Source organism: Alteromonas sp. KUL106 (assembly GCF_009811415.1).
Taxonomy (GTDB): domain Bacteria; phylum Pseudomonadota; class Gammaproteobacteria; order Enterobacterales; family Alteromonadaceae; genus Alteromonas.
Genome location: NZ_BLIG01000018.1, coordinates 1 through 13,449, shown reverse-complemented (window position 1 = coordinate 13,449; position 13,449 = coordinate 1). Strand labels below are relative to the sequence as shown.

At 46.3% G+C, this 13,449-nt stretch carries 8 protein-coding genes; 6 read left to right on the top strand and 2 right to left on the bottom strand.

The window, feature by feature from the left end; all coding sequences use genetic code 11:
* Positions 1-70 precede the first annotated feature (70 nt).
* The gene (locus tag GVO63_RS06440; RefSeq protein ID WP_159578588.1) at positions 71-2,155 is read left to right on the top strand and encodes a hypothetical protein; all 2,085 of its coding nucleotides are present in this window, start codon (positions 71-73) and stop codon (positions 2,153-2,155) included.
* A gap of 86 nt (positions 2,156-2,241) precedes the next feature.
* Here the strand turns inward: GVO63_RS06440 and GVO63_RS06435 are convergent, their stop codons facing one another.
* Complete coding sequence (locus GVO63_RS06435) at positions 2,242-2,538, bottom strand: hypothetical protein (RefSeq protein ID WP_159578586.1); 297 nt, start codon at positions 2,536-2,538, stop codon at positions 2,242-2,244.
* 369 nt (positions 2,539-2,907) lie between these two features.
* On the opposite strand from GVO63_RS06435, the gene GVO63_RS06430 reads away from it, so the two are divergent.
* The 5 genes from GVO63_RS06430 (at position 2,908) to GVO63_RS06410 (ending at position 10,557) form a co-directional block, all read left to right on the top strand.
* On the top strand, positions 2,908-6,630 hold the full coding sequence (locus GVO63_RS06430) for an ATP-binding protein (protein ID WP_159578584.1): 3,723 nt from the start codon (positions 2,908-2,910) through the stop codon (positions 6,628-6,630).
* Entirely contained in the window at positions 6,627-7,262 is a 636-nt protein-coding gene (locus GVO63_RS06425) for a hypothetical protein (RefSeq protein WP_159493363.1), read from the top strand. Before GVO63_RS06430 ends, GVO63_RS06425 begins: the two co-directional genes overlap by 4 nt.
* Positions 7,259-8,476, top strand: coding sequence for a phosphoenolpyruvate carboxylase (locus GVO63_RS06420; protein ID WP_159578582.1), 1,218 nt, complete (start codon positions 7,259-7,261; stop codon positions 8,474-8,476). Before GVO63_RS06425 ends, GVO63_RS06420 begins: the two co-directional genes overlap by 4 nt.
* Before the next feature lie 422 nt (positions 8,477-8,898).
* Positions 8,899-9,291 (top strand): TerB family tellurite resistance protein, encoded by a 393-nt coding sequence (locus GVO63_RS06415; RefSeq protein WP_159493361.1) that lies wholly within the window; start codon positions 8,899-8,901, stop codon positions 9,289-9,291.
* A 30-nt stretch (positions 9,292-9,321) separates the two neighbouring features.
* Positions 9,322-10,557: a carboxylesterase gene (locus GVO63_RS06410; RefSeq protein WP_159578580.1), complete on the top strand. Its 1,236-nt coding sequence runs from the start codon at positions 9,322-9,324 to the stop codon at positions 10,555-10,557.
* A gap of 120 nt (positions 10,558-10,677) precedes the next feature.
* Here the strand turns inward: GVO63_RS06410 and GVO63_RS06405 are convergent.
* On the bottom strand, positions 10,678-13,449 hold a 2,772-nt coding region (locus GVO63_RS06405), incomplete at its 5' end, for an efflux RND transporter permease subunit (RefSeq protein WP_159578578.1).

Below are 13,449 nucleotides of genomic sequence, written 5' to 3'. Positions count from 1 at the left end.
GAGCAGTAACTATCGCACTCGCTGCCGATAAGCAACGTCTCTTCGCTAGACAACAAGTATGGAGATGATGATGGAACTTAATAAAACATCACAACAAAAACTAAAATTATCGCTTTTAGCTACGGCTATTGTTTTTACATTAAGCGCCTGTAACGGTGACGACGGCTCTGACGGATTGAATGGTGTTGATGGCGCACCTGGCCAGGATGGCGCCCCCGGTCAGGACGGAGCACCTGGTCAAGACGGAGCACCAGGCTTTGCTGCAGCGACCTTTCTTGTGGCCAACAATGGCGATGCCAATCGCAATACAGTGACCGCTGTCGATCAGAATGCAAATGCGTTAAGCACGGTAACAACAGGTGCAAACGAAGGGATTGTATTTACCCAGAACGGCTCGCTAGTGCAGGCTGGAGACAGCGACTTGCCTCTGCTTAGAAGTTTATGCGGTTTTGATGCCCAATCTAACTACATGATGAGTAAAGGACACGAAATCACGGGCGCAGCTACCGGTTTGGTTAACCCTAAAGGCATAGCGTTTGCTGAAAAAGCTGGCCTTATCATGGTTGCTGATTTTAATGGCCAAAAAGTCAGTGTGTTTGGCGGCCAGGCCGCCGGTGATGTTACACCTATCGCAGAGATCATGACATCCGCAAAACCATGGGACCTTGCTTACGACGAGCAGAATGACAGATTATTTATCGCGCTAACCGACGGTACACTGTCTGTATACGATAATGTGGCGGGCTCTGGATTTGCGCCTTCTGTCATGCGTTCAATCGTGCCTTCTGACGCTGATGGAAATCAAATATCAATAAACCTTCATGGTATTGCTTATGAGCCGATGTCTAACCGCATGGTGTTATCAGATGTGGGTGATGCTGCCGTAGCTGACGATGGTCAGATTTTTGTTCTGGAAAATGCTTCTACTGCAGACGGTGCCGTTGTGCCTACGCGAGTCATTGGTGGTGCATCAACGCAGCTAGGAAACCCAGTAGACATCGTACTTACAGGTTCTGATTTACGGGTTGCTGAGAAATCAAACGACGCCATTTTGGTGTTTTCAAATATCTTCAATGGTGAAAGTGGTGACGTAGCGCCAACGTTATCTTCGCCTTCAGTCAAACCTGAGTCACTAGCAGAATTGACAGACATCGCGGCGATGACCGACGCATCGGATGATGGAATTACTCCGATGCCAATAATGGGGATTTCTGTCACAAGCAACCCCTCTGCAGCCAGCGGAACCACGGGGCAGGTCGCTCAATACAGTGCCGTATTGTCTAGCGAACTACGTACTTTTAATAGTGCAATGAGTATTGAAAGTGCAGCGTATACGGCAAATGGTGATGGCGTTATCACATTCGACAATCCAGCTACATCCACTGGGGGGTTAATTGTTGTAAACCGTCTTAAAACTGAGCGAGACGGTATGATGTACAGCGACAGTTATGACCACATGATTGTAGGAAGTGAAACAGGATTGATTGCGCCTAAAGGTCTCGATATCTCTTCTGAGAAGGGGATCGTATTTGTCGCAGACGTGAACGAAACAACGCCAGCGGTGCGCGTCTTTTCTCCCTGTGCGTCAGGCAATATTGCGCCATTATTAACCCTCGAAGCTTCAAACGGAGGCCGTCCGTGGGATGTTGATTATGATCCAGCGACGGACAGTGCTTACTTAGCGTTAACAAACGGCTCTGTTGCCGTATTTGAAGAAGTCGTGCGAAGAATGGAAAGCGGTGAAACCGTCATTACCGGCGAAGACAGGCTTATTGTGCCAGCAAGCGGGGGCACCGCTTTTGCTGCTCCAACTAACCTTCACGGAATCGATTATGATAGTCAAAGTGATAGCTTGGTGATTTCTGATGTAGGTAGTGCAGCTGATGCGACTGACGGCAAACTTTATGTAATAGCTGGTGCCGACAGTGCCAATGGCTTAACCGATGTATCGGTGAATATTGCGGGCCCCAACTCCCTGTTAGGAAATCCAGTTGACCTTATGCTAAGTAATGGGCATGTTTATGTTGCTGAGAAGTCAAACGGTATGATCCTTCGTTTCGATAACATTTTAAATTCAGTATCAGGAGATGTCGCGCCAACCTTCAGCACGATGTACCCAGCACCTGAATCGGTCTACGTGTTGTCAGTGAAGTAAATGACGTCGTCGAGATAAGCTTCGCCTTTGGCGTTGCTTATCTCAACGTTATAGAAAGACACGCTTACATTCTCAGCAAAAGGTCCTCAGGTTGACCAGATGCTCCGTACTGGTTTGTATTCAGTTTTGTCATTTTTCTCTAAACCCTCTTTTTTCTCTAAACCCTCTTTTTTCTCTACAGCCTCTTTTTCTCTACAGCCCCTTATGACGACGTGAGCGAACTTTTCCCGCTCTTCTTGTTCCTGAAGCTTATCCATTTCTAGCGTGGAGCAATACATTCCCCATTTTGAAAGAATAAAGTGGTCGTCTGATAAGCCGCGCCTCCTATCTACATGTGTCTCGTAAATATCAATGAGTATCGCGTTATCACCCGGACGAATCATTTTTAACCCTTTGCCTTTATTCTTTTTTGAATACCAGCAAGTGTATTTCTTACTCTTTTATAAAATAGACTTGATTGATGATTTTTAGGTACGGAAATATGCCGTTCTTACTATACCGTTTTTATTTTGCCGTTTTCATTATGTAGAGGTAAGCGAGAAACGTTATTGTAATGGACCGGCAATAGCACGCTTTATAACCAACAAATCACTCGGCATCTGTGCAAGTTAGCCAATTCATAATACACTGACAGGCTACATCGTGCGCGCGTGCTCAACCGTCAAAGGTAAGCAATTATCTAAAATCAACGATAAGCACAGTTTGACGCTGTGTGAGCGTTCATGCAGCAGAGTTTTTGATACAGGAACACTATGGCAGGCTTAAAACGTATTATTCTTATCGACACGCATTTACCGGGCGTAGTCGAGCTAAAGCTTGATGGCCACACCAATATTTGTGGTACGAATGCGTCGGGTAAAACTACACTTCAGCGACTTATTCCCGTCTTTTACGGCGAATACCCAAGTCGTGTTGTACCGGCAACGCGAGACAGCTTCGAGCGTTGGTACTTACCGCGTCTATCAAGCTTTATCATTTACGAATACGCCCGCGCCGAGGGTGACCTGTGCCAAGCTGTCCTAAGCTCAAATGGTACTGGTGTAAACTACCGCCTTATCGGTAAGCCATTTGAAATCAGCGACTACCTAATAGAGCAAAAGAACGGTAAGCACGCTAGCGTGAGCAGCGCCGAACTGGCCCGTGCTATGAAGCGCAATAACGTCATGGTTACTAGCTTGCTTAATACCAAAGATTTTCGCGCAATTATTCAAAATGACCACGGTGTGCTTAATCAAAGCAACAATGTTCGTGAACTGCTAGGCTATGCCAAAATTTTTAGCCTGTGCGAGCCTTCCAAGCACATGCGTCATATAGAGAAACTGGCAAAAGCGGTTCACTCTAAAGAAGGCAAGATGGAAACCATTAAGGCTATGATTGCTGCTATTTTAGAAGAAGACGGCGTGACGCCGCCGACTTCGGGTCTTAGCCGTCATCGCGTTGATGACTGGATAAAAGAATGCCACCTTATTAAGCAATTCGACAAAATTCGCCCCGAGTTTTCTAAACTTGAACAAGCTGACATGGCATTAACAAGTACAGAGCAAGTACTTGCTAACCTTAAACGTAGCTTCGAACTTGATAAGACCTATCTGGCCGCACGTGTTGAAACGACTAAAAATGAGCTTGACGAAAACAGCTTTCAGCGTAAACAAACTGACAGCGAGTGGGGAGATACTCGGGATCATTTAAACCAAGTTATTTCTTCTGCTCGCGCCGATGTGGAGAAGTTTACCAGCGAACTTGACACTGTAGAGCGCGAATTCGATAAATGGCAAGACGAAAACATAGAACAGCTTAAAGAAGACGTAGCCAACTTAGTGCAGTGGCAAAACGAAAAAGCAATGGCAGATAGTCGCTATGTGTTACTGACTGAAAAGCATCAAGATATAGAATCAGCGTACAACAAACGCTTGGCTGAGCTGGGTGAGAAGCTGTCAATCACGTTGGAGGAAATGTCTGTCGCTCGCCAAGAGGCCGCTGAGAATAAAGCTGAGCAGCAGCAAAGCGAACGTGAGGCACTCAGCCGCATTCGAGACGATTACAATGGGCAGCTAGGTGCGCTACAAAATGATTATCAAACAAGCCTCAACGCCCTAAAGGTGGCTGAAGCGGAGCTTAAGGCATCATTAAGTAATGCGGGGTACAACGAGTTTGAACAATCTCAACTTGATATTCTTGATGCAGCGATCAAAGAGGCATCAATCAATGAAGATACCGCCCGTGGCGAATTAAGACAAGCTCAGCAAGCTCACAGTAAATCGGTAGAATTTCGTAAAGAATGTTCCAACGCATTAGATAAAGCGCGCAATGCATTTCAAAACGAAGAAAAAGCGGTAAATAAAATAAACGCGCTTTTATATCCTGGCGAAGGCTCGCTGCTTGAATTTCTGAGAGCCAATGTTGACGACTGGGAGTTGTCGCTTGGTAAAGTCATTCGTCCTGAATTATTGGAGCGTACAGATCTCGCTCCTACTATGGCAGCCGATAAGACAAGTGATAGCGATACGTTCAATGGCGTAAAGCTAGCGCTCACCGAGTTGGATACTCCCGAATATGCTTTCACCGAGCAGGCGCTAAAACAGCAGTTACACGAGGCAGAAGTACGCCAGGCGGCGGCACATGCAGCGCAAAATGAATGCGAACAGCGCTTGGCAAAAGCGAACGAAGACGTGCGTAACGCTGAACTTGTGGTTACCCAAAAAGACAATGCTGTAAAAAGTGCGGAAGCCAGCCGTAAACGCGCCCAGCAAGACCGTGATACGGTACTGAGTGAATACCAGCAGGCGCTTTCTGCACGGAAACAAAAGGCGAAAACGAAGCTCGAAGCCAACCAGCAGTCACAAAAGCAAGCGAAAGCACAGTTTGAACTTAGCCGTGACGAAATTAAAGATCAGCAGCGCGAGGCAGAAACCGAGCACAAGTTCCATTGGCAGCAGCTTATTGCCGATAGTGAAGCGAGGATTTCTCAAGCAGACAGCGATATGCGCAAAGCAAAAGACAACGCTGCCCAAGACCGTAAAGATATGCAAGATTGGCTAGAAAGCGAATTAAGCAATCGCGGTGTAGATGTCGATGAAATAGGCCAGCTTAAAAAGCGTATTAACAAGCTTAAAGAAGACATTACACGCACCGAAACACATCGTCACAAAGTAGCAGACTACGAGCGTTGGTACACCAATGTTTTCACTAAGCAAAAGGTCGTTTGGCAAGAAGGCTTATCTAAAGCCCGCAAGTCATTAGGTGAATCAGAACGTAATTTGGCAAGTAAGCAAGCAACCTATAAAGCGGCGAGAGAGCAGCTTCAAGAGCAGCACGGGCAGCTAGAAGCGACGCTTAAAACAGCTAGCGAACATCTTGAACAGGTTAAAACGTTAAGTAAGTCGCTTGCTAAGCTTACATTGCACGCCGGTGATGAAACAGCAGAGATCAAGCATGACGATGTCAGCATTGGTCAGCGAATATCAGAGGTGCAAAGTCAACTTCAAGAGCGGGAGAACCTGCTTAGCGATATTCGCGCCTACGTAGAAAGGTTCGATCAGCTTATTGCCGCGCAAGCCGGTACAGGTTTATCAGATACGTGGGAACGTGCCCGTGAGGAATGCGCTACCCTGAATGCCCACGGTGTGAAAAGCTTTGATCACCGCCGTATGGTGTCACATTTAGCACAGCTTCTTAATGTCATTGTTCCTCAGAAGCTTCAAGGCCTGCGTGAGCAAGGCCGTATTTTCGGGGCTGACCTTTCACAATATTACTTTGTGCTTGCCGACATCGACAAACGCATTGTGTCGCAAAGCCGTCGTATTACCCAAGAGGTTGACGGCGATCTGTCTCTTGATGGTGTGTCAGACTCAGCCGTTAAAATTCGTTCACGTATAAGCGAGCTTGAATTTTGGCCTGAGCTTGAGCAATTCAGAAAGCTTTACGAGCATTGGATGGAAGAGGGCGCCAACGAGCTACCGGAAGAAGAATACGGCCAAAGTATGCGTCGGGTTCTTGATATCCTAGGTCGTGCCGCGCTTACCGGCGGTATTAGCAAGCTACTTGATATCGAGCTACATCTACGTGAGGGTAAAAGTGACCTTGTCATTCGTACCGACCGCCAGCTAAATGAGTCTTCAAGTCATGGTATGGCCTACCTTATCTTGTGTAAGTTCTTACTCGCTTTCACCCGGTTACTGCGCGGTGATGCTGATGCCACGGTGCATTGGCCTATTGATGAATTAGGTACACTCCACCAAAACAACGTGAAGAAAATCTTTGAGGCATGTCAAAACAATAACATCAGTGTCGTCGGCGCGTTTCCTAACCCAGAGTCGGAAGTACTGACGCTATTTGAAAACCGCTACTTGATAGATAAGGTAACTCGCCAACTGCAGGTGGTTCAACCTAAAGCAAGCTCAATCGGCGCACGCATTAAACTAAAAAAAGAAGCAGAAAAGAACGGTGAAGTAGCAGGTGAGGAGACATCAGCATGATGACAGAACAAGGCCGTGTACTGAGTGCACTTTTACAAGGCGCGTTTATTTGTCAGGTGACTGATGAAGAGGCGTGGCGCTTTCTAAAATCTAGAGATAATGCTGCTCAGTTAGAACCTCATTTATCGCTACTCAATCGCACATTATCGACTACCGCTGAAGGTGATGTGTTTTTTGCCAGTTTCCTTACCATTGGTGAAAGCGAACGTAAGGTGCTAACGCAGCAGTTTCAAGATACGGCGTCGAACCTAGTCCCTCTGGTAGAGTGGTTGTTGCTGGTTCAACAGGCTAATGAATCTGACATGCCAATTACCATGGGCAGCGCCATTCGTTTAAACGAACTGCAAACCACGATAGAAGACACGCCCGCTTATGCTGAGCAGCTAGAAAAAATATCGCGGTATCGCATGTTCGGCTCTACCAGCGTGAATTTAGACGGCCAGTTAAAACAGGTTTTTAAACGCTTAACCGAAATGGGGTATTTGATTAAGCCAAACCCAGATAAACAGATTTATCTAGGCACGGGAAAAATAGAACACCTGTATGAGATGCTACGTTTTATCGACGAAACCGAAGCGCTGAGTTTATCTGAGCAGGCGGAGGCCGCCATTTCGCAAGGTAGCTTAATATGAGCCAAGTCTTAATTCAGGCGGGCGCCAAACTATTAAATGCGTTAGGCCGTCACAGCGACCTTATTATGCAAGCGTATGTAAACGGTTCGGTGAGAGAGCGAGACCACAGCCCAAAGGTATTAGAACAGCTTGTTCAACTAGGCGTGTTGTGGCGTCCGGAAGCACAAAGCGAACTACGTTTAAAAAGCGCGGTAAGAATCCTGTTAGAGGGCAGCTTACAAGACGAACGCAACCGTACCATAAATGCCAATATAGGTGCGTCGCTGGCAAGCCTTAAAACCCTAACTGAGCACTATAAAGAAGCCCTTCACTACAACAAATACAACGAAGCGGCAGCCCATATGGGCGATTTAACCGAGCATGTTTATCAGCTTTCTGAATCATTGAGTAACAGTGTACGTGTCATGTTTGGCCGTATTAACAATGAGTTTGGTTATGTATCGTCGGTTGAAGCCAAAATTCGGGAAAACGAATTGGCACAAGGACAAGTGACCGACTTGCTGGCTCAGCTTGAGTGCTTCCGCTTCGATGAATTAAGTGAACTGGCTGGTTCTAACCGTGAACTTCGTCACTTACTGGTAGTGTCGCTACAGCAGCGTTTTGCAAAAGCAGCACAAGAGCTGTCAGTGGTGCAAGCGCGCTTACTTGATTTGCTAGGCCGATTCAGAGAGTTCCAAGGTCGTACACGGCTACTTAAAGGTTTCTTGCTACACATGGAGCAGCAGCCTGATTTTGCCCCAGGCAACTACGCTAACCTGACAAACGTACCTGTGTTGTTTAACCAATCGGACGCTATTATTGCTAATGCCGCTCCAGACGTTAATAACGTTGAGCATGAAAACGATTATCAAAATATAGTGGCGTCGTTAACCCATGTACACAAACGTCAGTCTAAACACGAAGACACTAAACCCGTAGACATTGATGTGACTGAGCAATCAACCTTATCCTTGGAGAAAGATCCACTGCAAACAGCAGTAGAGGCATATTTCTGTGAAGTGATAGACTCAGGCCAGCCTAAAACCGCCTTGGATTATTTTGAAGAACACGCTCTAGAATTCGACCCCGAAGTGTGGATCTATCAGGTTATCGGTGGTTATCAAGCCTTGGACGATCAAGATAAGCAGTTTTTTGCATTAGAGCCTCATGGCCAAAATGATAATATCTACACAGGGAACTTTTATATCAATGACATCACCCTAGGGTTAAGATAGCCTTAGGTTTTTACCAATCTGTATTATGCCTAGCGGCAACCTGTTAACGTCCGCTGGGCGTTCACGTTTTTAAAATCACAATAACGAGAGCCGACACGGTCTCAGTTGATGCTTTTCTTTATACGTGGATTTCTCATCACAAATACCGACAGACATTCTCATATTTTGACAGATTCAAGACTTGGAACCTGTCAAAAAGCACCTATAATATGTTTAGTGTTTACACTTATTTAACATGATGAACTAAAAGTTTCATTGCGGCGTAACATTACGGTCAATTCAATGGTCTATGTTATTGCAAAGTAGTGCGCAGTAATTGCGAGCCATGTTAAATAGCAGTGATGTAAGCACAAAACTATCGCGACTGCAGGATGCAGTGCATGTTGTGGTACTGCCGCGTACAGTACGAAGAGGAAGATGTTATGCAATTATCAGAACAACAGAGCTTTAATCAGGCCCTAATCAAGTTATCAGTATTACTTTATCAAGTTGACGGTATGGTGACGCTATCAGAACAAGACTATCTTAGTTCAATGGTAGAATCGCTAGATTGGCAAAGCCCAATTTGCCGCGAAGCTTTCTTAAACGACACAATTTATCAAACTCGAAAGGCCATCGACACCGGTGATGCAATTACCTATTTGCGCGGTTTAAAAAACGACTTGTCATTTGATGCTGAAAAAACATTGGAAGTCGCTATGGCTATAACCGGTGTGGACGGTGAGCGCAGTGAAGAAGAAACCGAACTACTTTCGCTTCTTACTCACAAATTATTGGCGAAGGCACTCGTCTCAGGAAAAGATACTCTGCAATAAATTAGCGTATCGAAAATAGACCTATTATTTATGCCAAACCTTGCTATGAAAGCGGTATGCACCTGTGCCGCTTCTGTTTCACTTTTCGCGCTGAGCGGTTGCCTTTCTTCACACAGTTCTCAATTCAGTGCCAGCGAACAGCAGTTTCCTGTCGGGGTCACACCCTATAGTGAATATTTGAGAGAAGTCGACGCCTATCTTCACAAGCATAGAGCGTTTATTTCTAATGACAAAGCGAAAGAAGTATTCATGAATATGCCGTTTGAATGCGGTACGCAATATACGGATACAGGTGTGCTTCTTGTTCATGGGTTGGGTGACTCGCCTTTTTTCTTTCGAGATATCGCAAGCGCTTTGTGCCGGGAGAGGGTGCATGTGAGGACGATTTTGTTACCAGGCCATGGCACCAAACCTGGCGATATGCTCAACGTAAGCTATGAGCAATGGCAAAAAGAAACCGATCATCATATTCGGCTCTTTTCTGAAGACGTTGATAATCTTTATATTGGTGGTTTTTCAACAGGAGCAAACTTAACTACCATCGCCAGTTTTTCCCTGGCTGACCCACTGGGCATAAAAGGGCTAATACATTTTTCGCCCGCGTTTAAGTCGCGCTTTTTTGTGTCTCGATTGGCACCGTATATCGATTCATTGTTTCCATGGCCCAATGTTGAACAAGAGGATAATCCCAGTCGATACAACTCAACCGCTATGCCAGGTTTTGCAGCTTATCAAGAAAGCGTGAACGTGCTGCAAGATTTGTTTTCTGCGCCAGCAGTTGCAGATAGCACATTGAATCTTCCAATATTTATGGTGGTGGCTGAAAAAGACAGTGTTGTTGATACAGTAACGATAGCCGAGCAGTTTAGAGATAACTTTACGCACCCTCGAAAGTGTTTATTGTGGCAAGGAGAAAATACGCCTAGTGCGCCTTCAAGCACATACGTCATGCAAACCATGAAAATACCAGAGCAGCGCATCAGCGCTGCATCACATATGAGTACACTGTTTTCTGCGGATAACTCATTATATGGCACACAAAGTGATTTTCGAATTTGTGACAACGGTCAAAGCAGCGATAAAGAAGCGCGCTGTAACGCGGGTGAGGAGGTGTGGTTCGGGCCGTGGGGTTATGAACCTACAGAGGGAGAAATGCCTCATATTTACGCCAGACTGACGTATAACCCTTACTTTGAAGATATGGTAGATCAGCTTGTTGCATTTATCGGAAAAGCAGAGCGGAGCGCGCTCTGCAAAAGCGATTAATTAAACCTTTAAACACATAATCTATGCATTGTTATCGCAGTCTGAAGCGACGCGCACCGTCGCTAACAGACCGGATAATGGCGTTGTTTTTCTAATTTATAATGCACAAGAGCTCGGCATCTAAACACCGTGTGTTTGCGCATCCTCCATCTCTTTCTCTAGTTTTGCGCTTTCATCTGCACGAGGTTTGGTGAAGCGAGCGAGTGCTAAATAAAGAACAGGAGTAAGGTAAAGCGTAAATACAACGGCAATGCCTAAGCCGCCAAACACAACCCAGCCAATCGCATTACGCGCTTCTGCACCAGCCCCCGTGGAAAGAATGAGCGGCAATCCACCAAGAATAGTTGACACTAACGTCATCATAATGGGGCGTAAACGTACTTTGCCTGCTTCAACTATCGCTTCGTAAACATCAAAACCTTTGTCGCGAAGTTGATCAGCAAACTCAATAAGCAGAATTGCGTTTTTGGCTAGAAGACCGATAAGCATTACCAGACCAATTTGCGAGTAAATATTAATACTGGTTCCCGTTAAGAATAAGGCATACACCGCCGCCGCTATCCCAAAGGGAACGGTAAGCATTACAACAATCGCGCTATTTACGCTTTCAAACTGTGCAGCAAGAACTAACAGCACAATCACGAAAGCCAGAATATAGGTCAGTGCTACCTGCTTTGAAGTTTCTTCGAAAGTCTGTGCTTCGCCTAGAAATACCAAGCCAATACCATCAGGCAAAGTATCAAGGGCCAACGCCCGGATTTTCTCAACAACATCGCTAAGCGCAATATCTTCGGGGAGTTCCATTTCGACCTTTATTGCTCGTCGTTGTGCCTGACGTTCTAACTCAGCGGCAACGCCTTCTTCGCTGATAAACGCAACACTGGAAAGAGGAACAAGATTACCGTCATTACTTTTCACGTAAAGACTGGTGAGTTCAGACGGGTCAAGCGTACTGCGATTATTGGTTTGAAGCATAATTGGTATCGCTTGGTCGCCAACGTTCAAATCAGCAATATCATCGCCATTTACCGCAGCACGAAGGGTACTAGCAATATCGGTAAGCGGCACGCCTAGTTCTTCAGCGCGACGCCTGTCGATATTGACGCGCATTTGCGGTTGCGTGGGATCGTAGCTTATTCGCGGCCGCCCCAGTTCAGGTAGGTTTTCTTCAAGCTGGCGAGAAAAGTTTTGCGCTGCGCTGAAAATGTTTTCGTAGGTATCGCCGGTAAGCGCTATTTCAAGACCGCCACCTTGTCCTCGAAGATTCAAGCTATTGCCGCCAAAAGCATTACCGGGGGCTCCTGGAATCTGCTGTAATTTTGGACGGATTTCATTGACCACATCTTGAAGGGACTTGTCTCGTTCATCCCAATGCTTAAGTGGCGCGGTGATAAATACGATATTGGGGTCCCAAGAGCCAACGACAGTGTAAATAGAATCGATGGTGCCGTTTTCCACATAAGGCATAAGCAATTCTTCCATTTTCTCTGCTTGCCTGTCCATAAAGTTTAAGCCAGCGCCATCGGGCCCTCGAGCAAATATACGGATGGTGCCTCTATCTTCACTCGGAAGTAACTCATTATCGATATTTTGCGCCAAGATATAGGCACCACCGCCTGCAGCCAAGCTTAAAATACCCACAACCCAACCGTACTTGAGGGCTTTAAGTAACGAGGCTTGATAAAGGCGCAAACACGCATGTCCAAATCTGCCGAAGGTTTTACTAAATAAGCCATCTTTACTGGCCGGTTTTACCTTTAACCGAGCAGTTAATGCAGGAACAAGGGATAGGGCAACGAAAGATGAGATGACGACTGCGCCGGCCAGTACACCACCAAACTCTCTAAACAACCGCCCTGCGGTAGAGGGCAAAAATGCGATGGGTATAAACACAGAAGCAAGTACTGCGGTGGTGGCAACTACTGCAAAAAACACCTCTCTGGTACCGACGACGGCGGCAGCGCGAGCGCCCAGTCCCATACTTCTGCGTCGCTGTATGTTTTCAGAAACCACAATGGCATCGTCGACAATCATACCTGTGGCGAGCACGAGGGCGAGCAGGGTAAGAATGTTAATCGAAAAGCCCATTCCCCAGATGATGGCTAGCGCACCTGCCAGCGAAACAGGAATAGACAGCGCGGGTACAATAGTCGCGCGCCATGAGCCGATAAATACGAGCAATGTAACAACCACTAGAGCGACGGTAAGACTTAGCGATATAACCACTTCTTTTACTGAGTCTCGAATAAATTCTGCATCGTCAGCGGTGACCACAATGTTCATATCAGTAAAGCGTTTGTCGAGGTCTTTTACCATCGCAAGAACTTCATCTGATATCTCAATGGTATTTGAACTGGCTTGACGAATTACGCCTACGCCGATAACGGGTGTGCCGTCAAGACGAACTACGCTGGTGGTGTCGGCAGGGCCGAAGAACACACTGGCCACATCATTAATACGGATATCACCGGTTACAACAATATTGCCAACATCTTCAGCAGAAACAGACGTAGCATCAGCGCGAACAATCAGAGCTTGCTCTGCAGACTGAATGCTTCCTGCGGGCACATCAAAAGGCGCCAACGACAAGGCATCGGCAATGTCGCTCATTGACAAACCAAAACTGGTAAGTCGCAGCGGGTCAACAGAAACGCGAAGTACGCGCTCTCTGTCGCCATTTAAGGTGACATCGGCCACGCCCGGAATACTCAGAAATAACGGAGCGACATCGGTATCAACTCGTTCGGTTAGGGTTTCCATATCCAGCGTGTTGCTTGATATCGCCAAGCTTACAACCGCTTGGGCATCACTGTCTGCGCGAATAATGGCTACCTGCTCAACGTCATCGGGAAGCTGTCTTTGTACACGACTTACCGATTCTCGCACTTCATT